The organism is Endozoicomonas sp. 4G (assembly GCF_023822025.1).
Taxonomy (GTDB): Bacteria; Pseudomonadota; Gammaproteobacteria; order Pseudomonadales; family Endozoicomonadaceae; genus Endozoicomonas_A.
Window position 1 is genome coordinate 4,570,001 of the sequence record NZ_CP082909.1, and the last position, 20,306, is coordinate 4,590,306.

Consider the following 20,306-nt stretch of genomic DNA (forward strand, 5'->3'; position numbering starts at 1 on the left):
TCCGCTCAGGATCGTAGAGGGTTTCAAACTGAACATACCGGGCCTTGGAAGTGGGCTGAAAACGCTTCAATAGGTCGGCCAGTGACACGCCGAGCCAGGGAACAACCATAGACCAGGCTTCTACACAGCGAAGACGGTAGATTCGCTCTTCAACATCATGGGGTTTGAGTATATCTTCCAGAGTGTATTTTCCGGGTTTCTCAACCTCTCCTTCAATTACTAACGACCAAGGGTCTGTTTTCATAGTTTTGGCGTATTTCGCAGGATCGCCTTTTGCATAACCGAATTCATAAAAGTTGTTATAGCTCGCCACGCTGGCATAAGGGGTTAACGCTTCATCCGTTGTGTAGCGACCAGATTGATAGCTGGCTACTTTCTTTTTCAACCACTCAGGGGCAGTCAGCTGTGGAACATTGTCGTAGCCGGAACCCGCCGTTTTCCTGGTTGAACGGGGGTCGGCCGCATCACTGCAACCTGCCAAAGCCAGTCCCATCCCGGCAAAGGCAAAGTGCCCACCGGTTTTCAAAAAGCGGCGACGATCGTTGTAAACACTTTCTGAGGTTATTTCACTACTGCGGATGTTTCCTGACTTTCCAGTCTTAATCAGCATTGATGCACTCCCCTGCAATGGTCTTATTTACCTTTTACGCTTATCTCAATTGAACAGATTCATTCAAACGTCAAAACTAAAGACGTCATGTCGACTATAAATATTCCATCCCACCCGCTATTGAGCTGCAATCCCCCAATCGAAGACAGATCGCACAACCACATTTTTTCTTATCAGCACCCATAGATACTTGCAGGTTATCCCACTCCACCTAGAATTACCCTGTTGTTTTTCAGGTCTCCCATGTTCACTGGTATTCAAAACAGAAGGCTGACCATGACCAGATATGACTATGTTATTGTCGGAGCCGGTTCTGCCGGGTGCGTTCTGGCTAATCGTCTGACAGAAGATGGCAACAGCCGGGTTCTGCTGATTGAAACCGGCGGAAGTGACAAGAGTGTTGTTATTCAAATGCCAGCAGCGCTATCCCTTCCTATGAACACCGAAAAGTACGCCTGGCAGTTTACCACCCAGCCAGAGCCCTTTCTCGACAACCGTCGTATGCACTGCCCCCGGGGTAAGGTGCTGGGCGGCTCTTCATCGATCAATGGCATGGTCTATGTTCGGGGCCATGCAAAAGACTTTGATGAATGGCACCACCATGGAGCCACTGACTGGGATTACCGTCACTGCCTGCCGTATTTTCGTAAGGCAGAAACCTGGGCTTTTGGGGCAGATGACTATCGCGGCGACAGTGGTCCGTTAGCCGTTAATAATGGCAATGAAATGAAAAACCCTCTCTATTCCACCTTTATAAAGGCTGGGGTAGAAGCAGGCTATATGGAAACCGCAGACTACAACGGCAGTCGACAGGAAGGTTTTGGCCCCATGCACATGACCGTTAAGAACGGCATCCGCTGGTCCACGGCCAACGCCTATCTTCGACCGGCAATGAAGCGAAATCATCTGACGGTAGTGACCCATGCCCAGGTACATCAGGTTTTGCTGGAAGGCAAAAAGGCAACGGGTGTCGAATATAAACATAAAGGGATCGTCAAAAAAGCGCTGGTCAGTAAAGAGGTGATTCTTTCGGCAGGCTCTATTGGCTCGCCACACATTCTTCAATTATCAGGAATAGGCCCGCGCAAAGTACTGGAAGACGCAGGGATAGCCGTTCGACATGAACTACCGGGTGTGGGTAACAATTTGCAGGACCATCTGGAGTTCTACTTTCAGTTTCGTTGCAAAAAACCCATTACTCTTAATGGCAAACTGGACCCGCTCAGTAAATTACTCATTGGTGCCCGCTGGCTTTTCATGAAAGACGGATTGGGTGCAACCAATCATTTTGAATCTTGCGGTTTCATTCGTTCAAAGGCAGGCGTCCAGTGGCCTGATATGCAGTACCACTTTCTGCCAGCCGCCATGCGCTACGACGGCAGAAGCGCTTTTGACGGGCATGGCTTCCAGGTTCATATCGGCCATAACAAACCCAAAAGCCGTGGCTGGGTAAGAGCCATGTCAGCCAATCCAGAGGACCACCCCGGTATTCAGTTCAACTATTTGTCCCACGAAGACGACCGGAAAGGCTTCAGGCAGTGCGTTCGTCTGACCCGGGAAATCATCAACCAACCGGCGTTCGATGAGTACCGGGATTCAGAAATACAACCGGGCGAAAACGTTCAAACCGATGAACAGATTGATGCCTTTATCCGAGCATCCGCAGAGAGTGCCTATCATCCATCTTGCTCCTGCAAGATGGGAACCGATGACATGGCCGTGGTCGATCCAAAAACAAAGGTTAGAGGGCTGGCAGGGTTGCGGGTAGTGGACGCATCCTTATTCCCAACCATTCCCAATGGCAACCTGAATGCTTCCACTATCATGGTGGCAGAGAGGGCTGCCGACCTGATTCGAGGGCTGGATACCCTGCCGCCGTCTTCCGCACAAGTCGATATGGACGCTCAGTGGCAGGAAAGACAGAGAGCAGGAAGCACTCTGCGCTGATCGACTCACTCCTGCGCTTGTTACGTTATTCAGAAGCCGGGTGCTTTCTGGTTTTTTCTATCAGGAAAAAAATGGGTCCGGAGCAGGCATAGCTCAGGAAAATCAACATAAGCACCCTGGGCGGATCGGTAAAGATAATGGCAAAGGCCAGAACGATGGCAATCATGAAAATGAAAGGCACCCGACCTTTCAGATCCAGTTTCTTAAAACTGTTGTACTGAAAGTTGCTGACCATCAACACACCGGCCAGACCTGTGATCAGCGCCCCCAGCAGAGCAATACCCAACATATCGCCATCAATACCAAAATCACTCAGCGCCCAGACCATACCGATCACCAGCGCTGCGGCAGCGGGGCTGGCTAAACCGGTGAAATAACGGCTGTCTGTTACTTCCAGCTGAGTATTAAAACGGGCCAGACGCAAAGCGGCACAGGCTGCATAAATAAAGGCGACCATCCAGCCCACTTTACCCAAGTCACGCAGTGCCCAACTGTAGGCAACCATGGCCGGTGCTACACCAAAAGTTACCATATCTGCCAGACTGTCGTACTCAGCACCAAATTTGCTCTGAGTATTAGTCATTCGGGCAACACGACCATCCAGCCCATCCAGAATCATGGCAACAAAGACTGAAATGCAGGCCTGGGTAAAAAAACCCGCCTGAGCGCTGATAATGGCGTAAAAGCCACAAAACAGGTTACCTGTGGTAAACAGGTTGGGCAGTACATAGATACCCTTGTGGCGAACTGTCTCCCCGCCTTCGACCACTTCTTCTTCAAAGTGCTCATCGACGGGAAACAGGCCGTCCACAGCATCTTTTTTATGTTCGGGTCGTTCCGGTTTATCGGTCATTTCAACATCTGCTCATCGACATAAAGGTAAAAAAACACACTCTACCATGAAAGACCCGGATACTGCATAGGATCACTCATCCGTACAACAGCATCTTGCTGAATCATCCAGCCAATCTGACACTGCTTCTGCTTGCATCTATAGTGATTAGACTATTTCACAAGTAGCGCTAGCGACTGCACTGACCAAATGCACCAGGGCAACTCCATGCGATCGAAAACAAGCGGTAAAAGATTCTTAATACGACCTGTCATAATTCCTCTGTTCATCGGCTTACTTACTTGCAGCAGCCTTTATTCAACCAAAGTGACAGCCTCTTCTGCCGTGGTCATCCCGGCAAGCTGGACAGGTGCCTGGCTGATCGACAGTACCCACTCACCGGGCGTTACCTTCAGCTCGACAGCCATAAGTACTGAGAACCAAAGCTGGTTCGTTATGTTGTCTGCCCTGTCGATTTTATCGTTTCTGAACGATCCGTTTTCTTTCCTGTTTGTTGCATCGGATAACGGCCTGCCATGTTTTCCGCAGGAGCCTCATCTACCCTTGGCTCTCACACCTCAACCACTTGATCTGACCAAGGCTGACAGCAAAACTCACCGAACCACTGCCGAAGCCTCAGCCGAAAAGCTTTTACCCCCTGTCGCTTTGCCAATACTGATCAATATTGACGACAATGGTTTTGTTATCCTGTTTATCGTTGAGTTAACCGCAGACGGATACCAGGTCAGGCAGGTCAAAGCTCATCTTCACGTCACTTCCAACGAAGCTCAGGAGTTGTTTGAGGAACTCAAGGAATACAGTAATGTGTCGTTCATCACCACACCGGACTGTGTTGCATTTAATAGACGACTTGGGTTCCAGTTAACCGGGAATTCCTGTGAAACCGACGACTTTTCCCGAACTGAAGAAGCAGTCGTTAAAGTTGATCGCTTCACAAACATCCGCTTTATGCGAGGTCAATTACTGAAACGCACCCAAAGGCGTCATGATAAAACGGGTAAAACCATTCCCTTAACACCGGAGTCTCCTTCCTCCGAGTCTACTGCCGAAGGAAACCCCTCTCCACTTGCCGATGAACAGCCCCAACAGACTTCCAGAACAGCTGATGCCGAACCGACACAGGAACAGCCACCGAAAACAGTTACTGAAGACTCCATCGCCGCCATGCCAGAAGAAAGGATCCGGGAACAGCTTCTTTATGACCATCAAAATGGCTGCGATATAAGAGAAGACTGGAGAGATATCGTTAGCGCCCTGGAAATGGCAGGCAAACAGGATGAAGCTATTACTTATTTGAAAACTCTGGTGGAGATCTACCCTGAGGACTTTAGCACTAAACACGCCCTGATCTGGGCACTGGTTAAATCCTTCAGAGTCACTGAACCCCGCCCTGAAGGACGGGGCTTGTAAAAGCCTCTAATTCACGGATGTAAGTGACCAGACTAAGCCACTTCGAGTGGCTACGTTAAAGGCGAATGCATAGTTACCGTGGGATGCTTCACCAGTCCCACGCTCTAAGGATAGTGGTTAAACAGTGTATTGAGGGTTAATCACAGTGCTGCTATCAAGAAACCGCCTATTAACATTGTCGAGGTGAACTTTACTGCCGCAAGGCTAGAACGGTGCGTAAGCACCAAATCTAAGGACAACGATGTATGAACCGAGTGTTCGTATTAGACAAAAACAAAAAGCCTCTTATGCCTTGCCATCCGGCAAGGGCAAGAAAGCTGTTAGACAAGGGTAAAGCAGCTGTCTTCAGACGCTATCCTTTCACAATCATCCTGAAGGAAAGAGAAGGTGGCGATGTACAGCCACTGGAACTCAAATTCGACGTTGGAAGCAAAACAACAGGCATGGCCGTTGTTGCTGACTGTGATCGTGGAAAGAAAGTCTTCTTTGCTGCTGAACTCCAACATAGAGGCCAGAGAGTTAAGGATTCTCTTGAGTCTCGACGTGCAACACGCCGATCCAGAAGGAACCGGAAAACTCGCTACAGAAAAGCCCGTTTCATGAACAGAGCTAAGCCTAAAGGTTGGCTACCGCCCAGCCTTATGAGTCGGGTTTTCAATACCGAGACTTGGGCAAAGAGATTTTGTCTCAAAGCACCCATCAGTGATGTGGCTGTTGAGCGTGTTAAGTTCGATATGCAGTTGATGGAGAACCCCGATATCTCGGGGGTTGAGTACCAACGAGGTACGTTGTTTGGTACTGAGTTGAGACAGTACTTACTCTACAGGGATGGACACAAATGTTCTTACTGTAAGGGAGTGAGTAACGACCCAATCCTCAACATCGAACATTTCATATCCAGAGCCCTGGGAGGCTCAAGCCGGATCGGTAATTTGTATATTGCATGTCGTACATGCAATGAAGAGAAAGGCGCTATCCACCCTAAGCAGTGGCTTGAATCTATTTCAAAGAAAAAGAACAAGAACAAGCTGGATACAGCAAGAATCAGAAATGTGACCAACATCCTGAAAGGAAAGAAGGTCAATTGTCTGAAAGATGCTGCTGCTGTCAATGCCACAAGAAACGAAACCGCAATACGTGTCCAGGCTATCGGTCTTCCTACCACCTTTGCTACTGGTGGCAGAACAAAGTTCAACCGCACTCAGCAAGGGTACAAGAAAGAGCACTGGATCGATGCCGCTTGCGTAGGGGAGTCAGGAGCCAGCATATACATACCAGAAAGCACAAAGCCCTTAATCATTAAGGCTATGGGTCGTGGATCGAGGCAGATGTGTAGAGTGGACAAGTACGGATTTCCCCGTACAAAGGCTAAAGGCTCCAAACAAGTGAAAGGGTTTCAGACTGGAGATATCGTCAAGGCTATCGTTCCAGCCGGTAAACGACAAAGAACGTATACAGGACGGGTTGCAGTGAGAACGACAGGCTCATTCAACATCAAGACTGAAAGTGACACCATCCAAGGAATTTCATGGAGAAACTGTCAGAAAATTCAGTTTGTGGATGGGTACGGGTATAGCTTGCCCTAATCGGGCAAGTCAACATTCCTCCCCGCACTAGAAGTACGGGGTATCCAGTTGAGGAAAAACGATGATTTCAAGATTTGAATAAGCCATCACAACCCCCCCCCGACTAAACGAAAACGTAAGTCGCGGCATAACCCGCAGCAGCTAAATTCACTAAGCCTAGCATACCCCACAGGTACGTTCTGGCCTTATTCCCTTTCTTATGGTTTTTGTAAGACCATTCAGCGAGGGTTGCCCCGACTACACTAGAAAACAGAAACAAGCTCTCCATAACAACCCCCCCTATTCAACCTTATCAACAATATCCCTTACATTTATTTTATGAGATATTAGGCGATTTTTGTCAACGTTTTTATCGAATTTTTCAAGATTCCAAACGAATCCACTATGTCATTGACCGGAGTTGAATACAGTTTTGTTGTACCCAAACGATCTGCAAGGTTTACCCCTTCAGTATCCACAAAAAATTGGCAGATGACATCTTTCCCAGCCGCACCTTTACCCGCACCCATATAGCCTTTCTTCCATGTCCCAGATGCCACCACTTCAAATGGAATTCCAGACTTCCATAATTTATTTTTCAGCAGTCCAGTATTTTCTCCAATCGTAAAAACTTGTCCCTTAGCTGCAAACGCATAGTCTTCGATAAAGACTTTCTGAACTTCATATTTTTTCAATATCTGGATTGCCCATTCGGAAATAAATTCAAACCGTTCCTGATTATTTTTCCAACCCTTATAAAAATGACCAAATACATTACCAAATTCGCCAGAATACCGCTTTTTGTCAGTCAGAAAAAAGGAGTGGACATTATCAAAACATAATTCTTTGGTGGTATCAAATACGGTTATTGACGGGGATGTATAAGAGTAATCGATTGCGGCAACGATCATTCCTGATCACCGCTATCGTCGTCCTCATTGAAATCATGTTCGTTGGAATAGTTGTGACCGCAAAACGGGCAATGTGACGGTTCTTTCTCTGAAGATGTTTCAAAACAAAGAACGTATTTTGTGTGACAGAAGTCACATTTGATTGAATCTTTGGTAATCTTGGTCATAAATCCCTCCAGTTTTAGGTATTTATGACCAATTTTTTAGAAACGATCTCGAAACTCAGTGAATCCTCCAATGAATTCACCGTTTACAAATATTTTAGGAACCGACCGAGTAAACCGATTACCAGTAGATTCGACAGCTTCTTGAAGTTCTTCCACAGTGTAATCTTTGTTTATCGTCAAATACTCGATATCCATTGATTTTGTTTTTGCCCACATTTTAGCATTTTCACAGTATGGACAATCCGGCTTCCCGTATATTTTTACTTTGTTTGGCACGATGAACACCTTACGGGACACGTTTCCTATAGAAGTTGACTAGTAACAAAATGGCTGGATTGTGATGATAGAAGCCATTCTATCCATCTCGGACTGGCAGGAAAACCATGGCCTTACGTTAGAACAAACTGCCGCACTGCGAGAGATGACCAAGCGCCCCAAAAAACAACAAATTCAGCAACGAAACTATCAAGCCATCCGTAAGCTTCGGCCAACTACCCGTCCGTAAACTACGAGGATTACCACTGATGGACATGCACAACCCACCGCACCCCGTTGAAATACTGGGAGAAGACATTCTCAAGCCTTTGGGTGTCAGCATCACCAAAGCCGCAGAGCTGTTGAACGTCAGCCGCAAAACCCTATCCAAAGTGGTTAATGGTCGAGGAGCCATCACCTCAGAGATGGCACTCCGGCTGGAAAAGGTATTTCACAACCCCTCTGCCGGGGTCTGGCTGGCGATGCAAAACGACTACGACCTGTGGCACCTGAAGCAGAAAGAACTGGACGTTACCCCTTACCAGCCGGATGCCGCCTGATGCTCAGGCTACCTTGATTAAGTTCACTTGACGGGCATTTCAGAATGGCGCTCTCGTAGGGAATCGAACCCCAATCTCAGCCTCCGGAGGGCCGCGTGTTATCCGTTACACCACGAGAGCATTGACTAACATAGTTTGCGAGGGCTGAAGTGTGGATCAGCAAGGCTTTCAGCGGGGCTGATATTACTGATCAGCTGCCTGCCTGTCTATGACTTTTTGTCACAAATACGGTTTTAGGCGCTGGTATCTCCAACCCAATAGCTTTTGGCAGCAGGTATTGCGGTTTTGTTTTACAGCTCATTGCCACCGTAAAGACTCTGCAAGGAAAGCGCTGTTTTACCACCTTCAATTGCTCTATAATCCACGATGCTTAACAACAATTCGAAGCGTTAGGGTGTCTGCTGTACTGGCTGATTGCGAGGTGCCGCAGGCCTTTGTCGATATAGGGGATAAGTGAGTGTCTCGGGTAACTCAAATACGTACATTAATGGCCCTGGTCGGTGGCCTGTTTTCCATCCTGGCATTCGCCAAGCCTGTTGAGCTGGATGAAATTTCCCGTAAAGAGGTGGCCGAGCGAATCGCTCCTGTTGGCTCAGTGTGTGAACAAGGTGAAGAGTGTGCCGCCAATGCCGGCGCTGTTGCCAGTGCCGCCAGCGGCCCTCGCTCCGGTGAGCAGGTCTACAACCAGTTCTGTACGGCCTGTCATACCAGCGGCGTACTTGGCGCACCCAAGAAAGGTGACACAGCCACCTGGGAAGCCAAACTGTCTGCAGCCGGTGGTTTCAACAACCTGCTGGGTAGCGCCATCAAGGGTGTCGGCAGTATGCCCCCAAAAGGAACCTGCGCGGACTGCTCTGATGAAGAGATCAGCCACGCCATTGAATTTATGAGTGGCCTCAAGCCCTGATAGTTTTTAACGATCAAGTCCGCTGGCTCAGGCCAGTGGGCTGACAAAACCCTCCGGCTTCACGGCCAGAATAGAACAGTAAATATTGTTCAGAATATTCTCAGCTGTATTGCCCATCAGCACTCCCCGGGCATGACGGCTCAGAGTTCCCATCACGATCAGGTCTACATTAATTTCATTGGCCAGATTTTGAACTTCACCGGCAACACTGCCTTTCAACAGATGCACTTTTAGCTTGTCGGATTCAGGGTCAATGCCTGCATCGATCAGCGCTTTATCCAGTCTTTGCCGATAACGCTGATGGGTACTCTCCTGTAGGTCATAGATCTCTTCATCACCCAACATCCTTAATGCAGGCTGGTTTACTGGTAAATTCCAGACTGTCACTACGTGCAGCTCAGCTTCTTCCTGACTGCTGAGATAATCACCGTAAAGCAGCAGGTTTCTATTCAGGGCCACGGCATCATCGTCCGGGTCACCGGCATCCACCGCGACCAGGATCCTGCCAGTGAAATCAGGCAACTGATCCCGGCAGGCCATCATCAATAACGGAACCGGGCATTTTCTCAGCAGTGCCAGGTCATTACCCGTTAACTGATGACGGGCCAATGCCCCGGAAGGGTCCGCAAGCTTGATGACCAGGTCTACCCCAAACTCTGCAATTAAACCCGCTATGAGCTGCCTGGGCTTGCCTGCAACAATATGAACTTCAGCCTCAATGCCTTCTTCCCATGCCAGCTGCCTGAGCTGTTCGGCATCCTGTTCCAGCTGCTTTCTCATGGCTGCCTCCAGCTTGCTTTCCAGGGGAATAAACTGAAGCTTGTGCATAACTTCCAGACTTTGATCAAAAAAAACCATGATCAGTCTGGCGTTGTTATTCGCCACCAGTGTGAAAGCCTGTCGCAATTCGAGTTCGCTGGTATGGCTTCTGGTGATGGCTACCATAACGGTCTTGAAAGCGTGCATAGTCAACCCCTTATCGGATCATTTCACCAATGACCGGAATAATAGACAGCACCAGCAAAAGCGCCATAGTAATGTTAAACGCTCTTTGATGAGACGGCTGTTGCAACACCTTTTTCAGACGAACACCGAAAAACAGCCAGACGCCTACGCAGGGAAACAAAACAATCAGGAAGGCCAGGGCAATGACCAGCACCTGCAGAAACACATCTCCAGATACTGTCGTATAAGCAGCCACCGCACCGGTAGCCATAACCCATCCTTTCGGATTGACCCATTGGAACAGGGCTGACTGTATAAACGTCAATGGTCTGGCTTTTCCTTCATTTAAATCAGCAGGAGCAGACTTGGCGATAAGCCAGGCAAGGTACAGAAGATAAGCGACACCGAGAACCTTGAGAATATCGTGAAGCACCGGGAAAAGGTCAAATACCGCTCCCAGCCCCAACCCCACAAACAGCACCATTAAAGGGAAGCCCAGGCAGATGCCTAAAAAATGGGGCATACTCTGCCGGATGCCATAGTTCATGCCCGAGGTCATGATCATGACATTATTGGGACCCGGGGTCACCGAACTGGAAAAAGCGAAAGCCATCAGGGGCCACAAAACGGCACTAAGTTCATCACCCATTATATTCGCCCTTAAAGCCACCTTGCGGCGGCTGAGTCTGGTCACTTCCACCCCCTGAAATGGGGGGGCAGTTCACTAACGGCTACAGTTGCCTCAGGTGGTTAATATTTATAGCCATGACTTCGTGATATGCAAAGTTGTTATAAGCTCTGAGATCATCCGTTAAAATTAAACATCCCAAACTTTTTGCTGCCAATATTACGGACATATCAGTGATCCCAATATGATTAAAACCATCTGTACTCATTACTTCATCTTTATGAATATATTGTTCATTCACCAGGTAGAGTGTTGGGAGAATTGAATTCAGAAATTTCCTGAATTTATGTTCAGGTATTTTTTCCAGAAAATTCCAGGCTTCAGCCAAAACCTGAGGAGTAACGACAATTTTTGAAAACTGAGATACATAACCATTAAGCCAATGGTAATCCTGCTCAGTATACATTGTGGTACGTTTGAATTTTGGCACGTACGCAGGTTCATATTTACCAACCAGATATAGAATCAGTAAATTTGTATCTAAGAATGCACCACCATCCCTGTACTGTATTAATAAATCGGTGAGCATTGTGAAACTCTAGACTTTACGAATTTTCATAGACATCACTTCGCCAGTATCAGCATTGACTTTAAATATTTTATAGCTTATTACCCTATTCCCTAAGCTTCCAAGTGCATAAGAATCAGACAAACCAAGAGTAATCAACCAAAAACCATTTTCCAGTTCAACTTCTTCAATTGACAGCCTTGCTTTCTCTGAAGACACATCTTCAAAATACTTTGCTGCCGCCTGAGCGGCTTCTTTTGCACTAATAGCCATTATATTTTTTCCAATAGTTTATTAATGTTGAGCTGACTAGCGAAGAATCCACTTAAAAATAAGTATCATCTTTCAACTCGATCAGAAAGCGTCTGTATACTCAAAGATAGCTAAGTTTGCAACCTTTACTGTTTGTTCTCAGTCACTGGTTACAACAGACCTCGTTCCGATGCAGGAGTGCGAGAGCCGGAGTTTTGCGACACCCTCTTCAAGGGCAGGTTCAGTGACAATCAGTCTCCAGACAGGGTTATCTGGCCTTTCAGATAGATTACAGCGGTTCCTCGCAGCAAAACCCTGTCCCCAACCCATTGGTATTGTAGCTGCCCTTTTCCCTGGCTGGCATGGTATGGTGTCACCATTGGGACATTGAGATCCATCGTCTTCTATATGGTTTTTTGAATGAAACGACTGAACACTTCCTGGTTTAACGGAGCCCTGGCTCTGGCGGGCTGGCTGATCGGCATAACAACTCAGTCATCCTGGGCGGTTGCTGCCGCAGTCGTCATTCTGATGGTGCATTTCGCCGCCGTCGGCTCCTGGAAAAAAGAGCGGGAGATTCTGGCTATTACCTTGATCCTGGGTAGCGCCCTGGACAGTGTGATGGGCAATATCAGTGTTCTTCAGTTTTCCAGTGAGAATCGGATTCTTCCGTCATGGCTGGCCTGTGTCTGGATTATGCTGGGGCTAACCATTCGTCATAGCCTGAACTGGATCGGTAACAACAGACTGACAGGTAACCTGTTTCTTATTATTTTGACCGCAGGACATTACTGCCTGTTGTTGCAGTTCACTTACGTTTCTTCCTGTCTGCCAGAATGGCAGGCAGTGGCCATTCTTTCAATATCCGCAACCATCATCATCAATATTATTCTGACATTCTCTGATATCTGGATGGAGAGATATCGCCGCCAGAATACGGGATGATCGAGTCACGATAGGAGTCCATTCTCCAATAAATTATTGCAAGATGCCGTCATTTCTGTGTAGCCTGACACCATTTCCGGATAGAAGTGTACAAACAATAATAAAGGAAGGTATTTAATGACCGTCTCAACATCCCCTGTTAACGCCAGCGACTTTCTGAACCATAAGGCAGCTGATATCCAGTCCTGGTTCAAGTCCGGCACCCAACCTATCGAAGGCCTGAACGTTCGCAAGATGCCAGCTCGGGTAGAGCCTCTGGAATATATACCCAGCCGGGAAAAAGCCAAAAACAAGGCTCGCTTCAAACTGATCGTCAGTAAGAATTTTAAGCTCTGGTCAATAAACCTTGAAATGAGTTTTTTCTGTCAGCCCTGGTTAAGCAATGACGGTATCGCCAATCCGCCCGGTTTACTTTTCTCAGTCATTGATGATGAAGACACTGCCCACCCTATTGAATACCTGCCGACAGTGTTTGAGTACGAAGAAGAGGATATGAGTGCACCACAGTGGTTCAGCTTCTGGATTCAGAAAATTCTGAAAAGACCTTCAATCAAAATCGTCTTTGCCTACAAACAACTGATCTCGTCTGAGCTTGATGATTGAAGAACCCCTTCAATGATCGTGACGCTAAACCGGGGCCTGATATAAAAGGCTCCTGTCTTTTTAGAAGGAAAAAAATATGCCTCGCCTGCTTCTGCTTTTCTTCACTGCGTCACTGTCACTGTGCTCATACGCCGAGCTCAGTTCTTTAACTCATCGCTGGATTGCTGTCTTTGATGCGGACCGGGTTAACAGCTGCGATGCCGGGCTACTTCTTGAACAGCTGGGCAATCTTTCTTCAGAGGCAAGGCTGTCACTGGTACGCCCCTTTGGTTCCTGCGGCATTATTTTTCTGTCCGACGCACTGTTGGATGTTGAAAGCCTGCTCCAGCAGGACTCAGCCATTCGATATATAGAGCCTGATGGCCTTAACCAGCCCCTGCCGGTAATGCCTCCTATCGATTAACACATCTGACATTCCGGCAAGGACGATGCCGTCACTTCTCCAGCCCATTAAAAAGCCCGACAGTGTCGGGCTTAAAAAACGCATTAGATTGAACGGTTACCGTATTCGCTCGACGGCTTTTTGGGCGGATCGGCAGTAACGTTTGATGGGACTTCTTCTATTTCGCCACCGGATTTAAGAAAAGCCTCCACTTGGGCGTTGAGACTTTCTCTGAGTTTTTTCCGGGACTCCACCGTGCGTTGATCAGCGGGCTCGTCTCGACTACCCAGGAAACTGATATCAACCCCGTCAAAACCAGCAGCAGCTTTTTTCGGCGTTTTCCGTGCCATAGCTCTTTCCTCTTGGATACTGGTCAATGAAGCAACCTTTGCTTCAACCCATTTTTTATGACTTTTGTTCCGATTTGTTTTAGTTATAGTCCAGCGTTCTTAAAACGCCAGTCGGTGTGACTCCTCCATTCTTATTCCGCCATCAAAAAACAATAAAATTATAATTACCCATATAGATCACCTTGTAAAGCCTCAATAGACCCCTCCGGGAATATGGCGTTAGTAGTCGGCATGATTGGGAATAGCTTGAAGAAAAATTTTTTCATATCGTGGCGAACATCCATTTAGCCTTTTCGCACCGTGCATAGCTGGCCAGACGGTCTATTCTCTTTGGGCATAAATTATTCTGTCTGATAAGTGAAACAACGATGCAGGCTGTTTCCAGAGGAGCACGAATGAGCCTTTATACCAATCTTGCCGGAAGATTGCGCAACACCCATTTACCCAAGTCTCACGGCCTGTTGCCCGTTTTTGAAGCGGTTGTTAACTCAATCCAGTCCCTTGAAGAAGCTGACCGGCTAACAACTGGCCAGATTACCCTTGAGATCATCCGTAACCCTCAGCAGCAAATGCACTCAGAGAAAGAGGCAGAGCAAGAAAGCATTAAGGGCTTCATCATTACAGATGATGGTGTTGGCTTTAACGAGGCCAATATGGCATCGTTTGAAACGCTGGATTCCGACCACAAAATCGCTAAAGGCTGTCGGGGTATTGGTCGTCTGATGTGGTTGAAAGCGTTTGATCTCGCTAAGGTCGACAGTATTTTTCATCAGGATGGAAACGTTTATCAACGCCGATTTTCATTTTCAGCACAGAAAGGTGTTCAGTCAGACCCTCTTGTTGATATTCATGATAAAACAGCACGTACCGTATTAACGCTGGACGGTTTTGATAAAACCTATTACTCAAGCTGCCGCAAAACCGCATCAGCCATTGCAGAAGCGCTACTTGAGCACTGCCTGTGGTACTTCGTAAGGAATCCGGCTGTACCATGCATCCTTGTCAAGGATGGTTCTGAGACAATCTCCCTCAGTACTATTTTCGACCAGTGCATGCACTCAAAAGCAACCACCGAGCACGTCAACATTAAGGAACACCGTTTCGAACTCACCCACATCAAGTTTCGGGCAGGAGTGCACAAAAATCATTCAATGTTTCTTTGCGCTGCCAGCAGGGTTGTAAAAGAAGAATCCATCAGTAAAAAAATACCGGGTCTCTTTGGCACAATATCCGACGATGTTGGTAAATTCACCTACGCCTGCTACCTGACCTCACTCTATCTTGATGAACATGTGCGCTCCGAGAGAACCGCCTTCAACATTGCAGAAACTATTGACGACCTGACCAGTGATTTAGACGTTTCCCTCAGTGAAATCAGGGATACCGTTGCAAACAAAACCAGGGAGTACCTCTCAGATTATCTTCAGGAAAACCTGAAAGCAGGCAGAGAGCGAGTGGAAGAATTTGTAGCGCATAAGTCTCCTCGATACCGATCCATTATCAGCTATATGAATGAGAGTGAACTCACGGTTGACCCCAAAATATCTGACAAAGACCTTGAGTTACACCTGCACAGACAATACTTCGAGGCGGAAAGTGCTCTTTTGGAGGAAGGGCATGAAGTCATGAACCCCGTCGTTGAGAGCAACTTCGAAGAGTATCAAAACCGGCTGAGTAACTACCTGCAAAAAGCCAATGACTTTAAACAATCAGACTTGGCAAACTACGTTAGCCATCGTCGTACAATTATTGACTTATTGGAAAAGCATGTTGCTCAACTGGACAGCGGGAAATACGTTCGTGAGAATATGATTCATCAATTGATTATGCCCATGCATAAGGACTCAACTCAGACCCCACTGGATGCGTGCAATCTCTGGCTCATTAATGAAAGGTTGTCATTCCATGACTACCTTGCCTCTGACAAACCATTAAGCTCGATGCCGATTACCGGTGACTCTTCCGGGAAAAAACCGGATCTATGCGCCTTGAATGTGTGTGACAATCCAATTTTGGTATCCGATAAAAAGAACTTACCACTGGCCTCTATCACAGTGGTTGAGATAAAAAGGCCAATGCGGAACGATGCCGCCCAGGGAGAAGAAAAAGACCCTATTGACCAGGCTCTTACTTACCTGGATCGTATTCGTGAAGGTCAGGCAAAAACCGCAAATGGATTACTGATCCCGAACTCCAGAGACGTACCCGGCTTCTGCTATATAGTGTGTGACCTGACTTCCACCATGCTCAAAAGGTGCAAAAACTGGGATTTAACAGCGTCTACTGATCATATGGGGTACTTTGGCTATAACAAAAGCTACGGCGCCTTTATCGAAGTAATTTCCTACAACCGGCTGGTGCAATCTGCCAAAGAGCGAAATAAGGCGTTCTTTGACAAGCTGGGCTTGCCGACGACGTAAATCAGCGATTTAAGATGGGTCCAGCTCAATTGTCTCCGCAGTGCGGAGAGTTTTTCCAAAGAAGGGAAGGCTTCTGCGAAACGGCAACAATGGAGCAGCTGCTTCTCACTCCAGCCCTTGCCAAAAGCGGCAGTGAGTTGCTTCTTTACCCCGCAGCTGTCCATTCAAGGGGCTTTTGGCAGGCATGATACACATAACCATATTTGTAGCAATCTGATACAAAAAACAGGATTTGAAACATGTCAAGCAGACCCTTACGACTGGATGGAGAACTGGTGACCGCTGCAACCCTTGTTGGCAAGTTCAAAAAACGCTCGGCGGCAAAACAGGTGGAATACTGGGTCAGCCTTGGCAAAGTAGCCAAGGAAAACCCTGACCTGCCCATTACTTTCATTGAAGATATTCTGGAAGCCGAAGAAGAGCGCAAACAGGGTCTGGTCTCGGAGTACCGTTTTGGCTAAAGCAAAGACGATACTCCAGACAGCCCGGTTTGCAAGAGCCGTGAAAAAACTCAAGCCGAACCAGAAAGCGGATCTTGATACAGCCATCATGTCGGCACTACCATATCGTGACAATTTCAGTCATGAATTACCAAGGGCTGTAGCAGCCTTGCAACTTCATTTGTCATAAATAAAACAATCATTTCATGACAAATAATTCACTTTACAGTCATAACATGACAATTTCTTACCTCGATAGCGATCTACCTGCACGGTAGGTTAGGTGAAATCAGGGTAAGCTTCGATACCTCATTCTTTACCAACTGCCTACACGGCAGGTCACAGCCAGGCTGAAATCAGATCCAGTTTTTACAAATTTCCAACTGTCTGCTCGGCAGGTCACGGGAGGGAAAATGCATGTAACCCTTACAGCTCAAGAGGATAGGCCAACAATCCACAAAACACTCTTTTTTAGCTCGCTCAAAAAATTTCTAAAAAAACAACCAGCTAAAAGCCCTGATTATTTTTTGGTAAAAGTCAGATCAGGCACCGTTCCGCATGCACACTCCTGGTTTGCTAACCCATAACTGGTATACCCATCGCAGCATATATTTTTAGCCGCGTGCTTCTGGAGCCTAAAGTAAAACACTTGCGTGGGATCCTCAGAGCTGGTCATTGGAATGTTATGAAACAACTGAATATTGCGAACACGACTTGATGAGTCCTGCCTCGGTAGATATTTATAGCCTTTTTTTTCAGCTATTCGCTGCCCACGCCTTATGCGCCGCTGCCTGCCTCCCTCACAATATTTATCGCTTTTTAATTCTTTTCCGTATCGAACTTCTTTAACGTTATCAGGAACTGTGATGATCTCATGAAAGAAAAACTTCTGAAGTCTTTGCATCTCCAGAAAGTACGGCTGTGACATTAGCTGCTGTAAGCAGAGCCGGTCTACTGAAACACAAGCAATGATGTCACCGATGGTTTTATCGCAGAATTTCGGAAATGTGACCCCCACACTGTTGATGCCATGCCTACACTGGAACCCATGGAGGATTTTCAAGCACCTGCCAACCAACAGTTCATTATTGGATCCCGGCTGAAACTGGATACCGAAGGTAAAGCGTTTCATTCTTTTTTCTCCGGCCTCATACCACCGCACACATGGCAGGCCATAAGGAAGTGGATATCATCCATTGCTGGATCATTCACATCCGGTTTCGCTACCAGAAACTCAATATATCGCTCTATATTCTTTAACAAGGAAAAATAATCTTTTCCTGTACTTGGGTGTCGGTGTGCTGTCAGCTCTTGTCTATCTGCACAATATGCACTGACTTTTTTCCGAGATATTGCCCCCGGAAACCAGTCATCAATCTGGTGCAAGGCTGCCCCAAGCTTATGGCGACTGAATACTACTTGCTCTTCACCATTGTTTGCACAAGTGGCCAGTAACTTACTACGTGATTCACCATCGGAAAATGTCTGACTTGGAAATACCTCTGAACAGAGCGGTAAAATCAACTTTGCCTCAACCAGTAACGAGCAGGAATCGCTCAAGGATGTCAGTGCCCCTTCAAATCGATCTACCCATTTTTCGATGGATTCCTCAAGATCATCCAAGTCTCTGTTCCACCGCCTTGTTTCCACATGATCAATGACCATTTGATCTTTGGTCCTGCAATCATGTAGGCGAATTTCTGTTCCAAGGGTGTATTGGTTTTCCCATAGCCAGTTACCCAACAACAGGTTCTCCAGATACCTTCGGGCTAACACTCGATAACCACCCACTTCTTTGTAAGCGTCACTTAGCCTCGACACGGCCTCCTTCATTTCCGGGCGATCACATTGATACAACTGCCCAGAATGCGCCTTAATGCTTATTGAAAAACGAACCACCAATGCCTCAGACTCAGGTGGCATATAAACTTCCTGAATCTCGATAGCGTAGTTTTTAGCAGTTGACATGGGGAGAGTTTTTTGAATAGCAGTGCCAGACTGCTGCTGCAGCTCGGTATCAAGCCCTGCGAGATACTTTCAACACCACAACAGCAGGCAGGCTTGGTAAGATTGCACTCCGTTTCCCTACTTTTCAAGTGTTGTATCTGTGCTGGTTCGCCCTTTATCTGTTATTACTGACTTTCTCCAAGCCCTCGACCAGTCATTACAGGCCATAAAACCGGGAGCTCGATTGACCTGTAGCCAGAAAGCAGGACTTGGGCTCATCATGACAGGCATTATTGTTACCGGTGCACTTAACTGGGCGGCCTTTGGGCGAAGCTCTCTCGGATCGGCCAAGCCCAGCCAGCTACGGTGGGTTTTCTACAGAGCCAAGATTGCCTGGGAACTCTTGCTGCAAGCCAGCGTCAGCCAGATATTGACCACATACCAAATCAAAAGCGGAACTTTGGTGGTTGACGACACCGGAAAGAAGCGAGCAAAGAAAACATCGAGAATACCGGGAACCCACAAGATCAAGGACAAGGCGACAGGGGGATACTATAACGGTCAGGAATTGGTGTTCATGGTACTGGTGACTGACACAGCTACGATACCCGTAGGTTTCCGCTTTTACCAACCTGACCCTCAGCTGGTCGCCTGGCGCAAGAAAAACAAGACACTTAAAGAGCAGGGAGTACCCACTTGCCAACGTCCCAGGCAACCAAAACCAGACCATGACCGCTTTCCCACCAGGCAGGCTCTGGCACTGGATATGATTAATGATTTCACATCCGCTTTCCCGGCTTTGAAGATACACAGCATTCTGGCAGATGCTCTTTATGGCACGGGCGACTTCATGGATAAAGCTTCGGCCCTTGCAGGTGGTGTGCAGGTAATCAGCCAGCTGCGTTCTAACCAGATTGTTTCAAGCCGTAACTCTACAACAGATCTGGATACCTATTTTGCCCGTCAGCCTGGTGTGGATACACGGTTAATCATCCGTGGTGGACAAGAAAAGCCTGTCACCATGCTGGCCGCCCGATTGCATGTCAAAGCCCACGATAAACGTCGTTTTGCTGTAGCGTTGAAATACGAAGGAGAAGCCGACTACCGCTACCTGGTGGCTTCTGATTTGTCATGGCGTCATACCGATATTGCCAGACAGTACTCGTTGAGGTGGTTGGTCGAGGTTTTCATTCAGGACTTGAAAAAGTGCGGAGGCTGGAACCGGCTGAGCAAACAGCAGGGCGTTGAAGGATCAGAGCGGGGCCTGATCATGAGCCTGTTGTGCGATCATCTCCTGTTGCTGCATCCGGAACAGGTCGCCCTGCTTAAAAACAAACAGCCCGGGATGCCCGCAGGCTGCCTGATCGAGCATCTCAAGATGGAGTCACTGACTGAAACGATCAAGGATGTCGTCATGGCAGACTGCCCTGAACAGGCATTGAAAGCATTAACAACGTCACTGCGAGAAGCCTTACCTACCCGAACCTCCAGCAAACATATGGCCGAGCGTGACTTGGGGCGTCAGAAGTACACTCAGTCTCTGGTTTACCATGCTAAAGCTGCATAGAGGAAGGCAGGCAGAAATCAAAGTCGTGGTCAAGGATTAAAAACTACGTTATCGAGTGTCAGGTAGCGTAATCG

Annotated in this window: 24 protein-coding genes and 1 tRNA gene (1 of these 25 cut by a window edge); 12 read left to right on the top strand and 13 right to left on the bottom strand. The window is 47.4% G+C overall.

The genetic code is table 11. From position 1 onward, the window contains the following. On the bottom strand, positions 1-610 hold the 5' portion of the coding sequence (gene msrP, locus K7B67_RS17955; protein ID WP_252177245.1) for a protein-methionine-sulfoxide reductase catalytic subunit MsrP. Its footprint begins 434 nt before the window's first position; 610 of the gene's 1,044 nt are visible here — the first part of the coding sequence; the start codon lies at positions 608-610; its stop codon lies beyond the left edge, outside the window. Between the two features lie 276 nt (positions 611-886). Here msrP and betA point away from each other — a divergent pair, with 276 nt between their 5' ends. After that, on the top strand, positions 887-2,557 hold the full coding sequence (betA, locus tag K7B67_RS17960) for a choline dehydrogenase (RefSeq protein WP_252177246.1): 1,671 nt from the start codon (positions 887-889) through the stop codon (positions 2,555-2,557). Positions 2,558-2,582: 25 nt separating this feature from the next. Here the strand turns inward: betA and pssA are convergent, their stop codons facing one another. Further along, the gene (pssA, locus tag K7B67_RS17965) at positions 2,583-3,410 is read right to left on the bottom strand and encodes a CDP-diacylglycerol--serine O-phosphatidyltransferase (protein WP_252177247.1); all 828 of its coding nucleotides are present in this window, start codon (positions 3,408-3,410) and stop codon (positions 2,583-2,585) included. Between the two features lie 207 nt (positions 3,411-3,617). Here pssA and K7B67_RS17970 point away from each other — a divergent pair, with 207 nt between their 5' ends. Next, on the top strand, positions 3,618-4,820 hold the full coding sequence (locus K7B67_RS17970; protein WP_252177248.1) for a hypothetical protein: 1,203 nt from the start codon (positions 3,618-3,620) through the stop codon (positions 4,818-4,820). A gap of 245 nt (positions 4,821-5,065) precedes the next feature. Next, positions 5,066-6,406 carry an RNA-guided endonuclease IscB gene (gene iscB, locus K7B67_RS17975; RefSeq protein WP_252177249.1) on the top strand — a complete coding sequence of 447 codons (1,341 nt, stop codon included), beginning with the start codon at positions 5,066-5,068 and terminating at the stop codon, positions 6,404-6,406. Between the two features lie 326 nt (positions 6,407-6,732). Here the strand turns inward: iscB and K7B67_RS17980 are convergent, their stop codons facing one another. The 3 genes from K7B67_RS17980 to K7B67_RS17990 are packed head-to-tail and all read right to left on the bottom strand — an operon-like array spanning position 6,733 to position 7,739. Continuing rightward, the gene (locus K7B67_RS17980) at positions 6,733-7,296 is read right to left on the bottom strand and encodes a hypothetical protein (RefSeq protein ID WP_252177250.1); all 564 of its coding nucleotides are present in this window, start codon (positions 7,294-7,296) and stop codon (positions 6,733-6,735) included. Further along, positions 7,293-7,463: a hypothetical protein gene (locus K7B67_RS17985; RefSeq protein ID WP_252177251.1), complete on the bottom strand. Its 171-nt coding sequence runs from the start codon at positions 7,461-7,463 to the stop codon at positions 7,293-7,295. The genes K7B67_RS17980 and K7B67_RS17985 overlap by 4 nt, the downstream gene beginning before the upstream one ends. A gap of 36 nt (positions 7,464-7,499) precedes the next feature. Further along, positions 7,500-7,739, bottom strand: a complete 240-nt coding sequence (locus tag K7B67_RS17990) for a glutaredoxin (RefSeq protein ID WP_252177252.1) — start codon at positions 7,737-7,739, stop codon at positions 7,500-7,502. Positions 7,740-7,987: 248 nt separating this feature from the next. Between K7B67_RS17990 and K7B67_RS17995 the strand changes: the two genes are divergently transcribed. Then, entirely contained in the window at positions 7,988-8,278 is a 291-nt protein-coding gene (locus K7B67_RS17995; protein ID WP_252177253.1) for a HigA family addiction module antitoxin, read from the top strand. Between the two features lie 45 nt (positions 8,279-8,323). On the opposite strand, the gene K7B67_RS18000 is transcribed toward K7B67_RS17995, so the two are convergent. Next, positions 8,324-8,398: transfer RNA gene (locus K7B67_RS18000), tRNA-Arg, on the bottom strand. Between the two features lie 337 nt (positions 8,399-8,735). Between K7B67_RS18000 and K7B67_RS18005 the strand changes: the two genes are divergently transcribed. Continuing rightward, positions 8,736-9,185: a c-type cytochrome gene (locus K7B67_RS18005; protein WP_252177254.1), complete on the top strand. Its 450-nt coding sequence runs from the start codon at positions 8,736-8,738 to the stop codon at positions 9,183-9,185. Between the two features lie 27 nt (positions 9,186-9,212). On the opposite strand, the gene K7B67_RS18010 is transcribed toward K7B67_RS18005, so the two are convergent. Genes K7B67_RS18010 through K7B67_RS18025 form a run of 4 tightly spaced genes read right to left on the bottom strand, consistent with a single transcriptional unit; the run spans position 9,213 to position 11,599 of the window. Then, positions 9,213-10,151 (bottom strand): universal stress protein, encoded by a 939-nt coding sequence (locus tag K7B67_RS18010; protein ID WP_252177255.1) that lies wholly within the window; start codon positions 10,149-10,151, stop codon positions 9,213-9,215. A 10-nt stretch (positions 10,152-10,161) separates the two neighbouring features. Continuing rightward, positions 10,162-10,824 (bottom strand): LysE family translocator, encoded by a 663-nt coding sequence (locus tag K7B67_RS18015; RefSeq protein ID WP_252177256.1) that lies wholly within the window; start codon positions 10,822-10,824, stop codon positions 10,162-10,164. Positions 10,825-10,861: 37 nt separating this feature from the next. Continuing rightward, entirely contained in the window at positions 10,862-11,347 is a 486-nt protein-coding gene (locus K7B67_RS18020; RefSeq protein ID WP_252177257.1) for a hypothetical protein, read from the bottom strand. Between the two features lie 9 nt (positions 11,348-11,356). Further along, positions 11,357-11,599 carry a hypothetical protein gene (locus K7B67_RS18025; protein ID WP_252177258.1) on the bottom strand — a complete coding sequence of 81 codons (243 nt, stop codon included), beginning with the start codon at positions 11,597-11,599 and terminating at the stop codon, positions 11,357-11,359. Between the two features lie 399 nt (positions 11,600-11,998). Between K7B67_RS18025 and K7B67_RS18030 the strand changes: the two genes are divergently transcribed. The 3 genes from K7B67_RS18030 (at position 11,999) to K7B67_RS18040 (ending at position 13,529) form a co-directional block, all read left to right on the top strand. After that, positions 11,999-12,523, top strand: a complete 525-nt coding sequence (locus tag K7B67_RS18030) for a DUF2878 domain-containing protein (protein WP_252177259.1) — start codon at positions 11,999-12,001, stop codon at positions 12,521-12,523. Positions 12,524-12,640: 117 nt separating this feature from the next. Continuing rightward, positions 12,641-13,126 (top strand): hypothetical protein, encoded by a 486-nt coding sequence (locus tag K7B67_RS18035; protein WP_252177260.1) that lies wholly within the window; start codon positions 12,641-12,643, stop codon positions 13,124-13,126. A 76-nt stretch (positions 13,127-13,202) separates the two neighbouring features. Further along, positions 13,203-13,529, top strand: a complete 327-nt coding sequence (locus K7B67_RS18040; RefSeq protein WP_252177261.1) for a hypothetical protein — start codon at positions 13,203-13,205, stop codon at positions 13,527-13,529. Positions 13,530-13,612: 83 nt separating this feature from the next. Here the strand turns inward: K7B67_RS18040 and K7B67_RS18045 are convergent, their stop codons facing one another. After that, positions 13,613-13,858, bottom strand: a complete 246-nt coding sequence (locus tag K7B67_RS18045) for a hypothetical protein (protein WP_252177262.1) — start codon at positions 13,856-13,858, stop codon at positions 13,613-13,615. A gap of 395 nt (positions 13,859-14,253) precedes the next feature. On the opposite strand from K7B67_RS18045, the gene K7B67_RS18050 reads away from it, so the two are divergent. The 3 genes from K7B67_RS18050 (at position 14,254) to K7B67_RS18060 (ending at position 16,908) form a co-directional block, all read left to right on the top strand. Beyond that, positions 14,254-16,278, top strand: a complete 2,025-nt coding sequence (locus K7B67_RS18050) for a hypothetical protein (protein WP_252177263.1) — start codon at positions 14,254-14,256, stop codon at positions 16,276-16,278. 239 nt (positions 16,279-16,517) lie between these two features. Further along, complete coding sequence (locus tag K7B67_RS18055; RefSeq protein WP_252177264.1) at positions 16,518-16,739, top strand: ParD-like family protein; 222 nt, start codon at positions 16,518-16,520, stop codon at positions 16,737-16,739. Then, positions 16,732-16,908: a type II toxin-antitoxin system RelE/ParE family toxin gene (locus K7B67_RS18060; RefSeq protein WP_252177265.1), complete on the top strand. Its 177-nt coding sequence runs from the start codon at positions 16,732-16,734 to the stop codon at positions 16,906-16,908. Before K7B67_RS18055 ends, K7B67_RS18060 begins: the two co-directional genes overlap by 8 nt. 330 nt (positions 16,909-17,238) lie before the next feature. Here the strand turns inward: K7B67_RS18060 and cas6f are convergent, their stop codons facing one another. Both cas6f and K7B67_RS18070 read right to left on the bottom strand, forming a co-directional pair. Beyond that, the gene (gene cas6f / locus K7B67_RS18065; protein ID WP_252177266.1) at positions 17,239-17,850 is read right to left on the bottom strand and encodes a type I-F CRISPR-associated endoribonuclease Cas6/Csy4; all 612 of its coding nucleotides are present in this window, start codon (positions 17,848-17,850) and stop codon (positions 17,239-17,241) included. Then, entirely contained in the window at positions 17,847-18,686 is an 840-nt protein-coding gene (locus K7B67_RS18070; RefSeq protein ID WP_252177267.1) for a type I-F CRISPR-associated protein Cas7f/Csy3, read from the bottom strand. The genes cas6f and K7B67_RS18070 overlap by 4 nt, the downstream gene beginning before the upstream one ends. Before the next feature lie 223 nt (positions 18,687-18,909). Here K7B67_RS18070 and K7B67_RS18075 point away from each other — a divergent pair, with 223 nt between their 5' ends. Further along, complete coding sequence (locus K7B67_RS18075) at positions 18,910-20,232, top strand: transposase (protein WP_252177268.1); 1,323 nt, start codon at positions 18,910-18,912, stop codon at positions 20,230-20,232. The last annotated feature ends 74 nt before the right edge of the window (positions 20,233-20,306 follow it).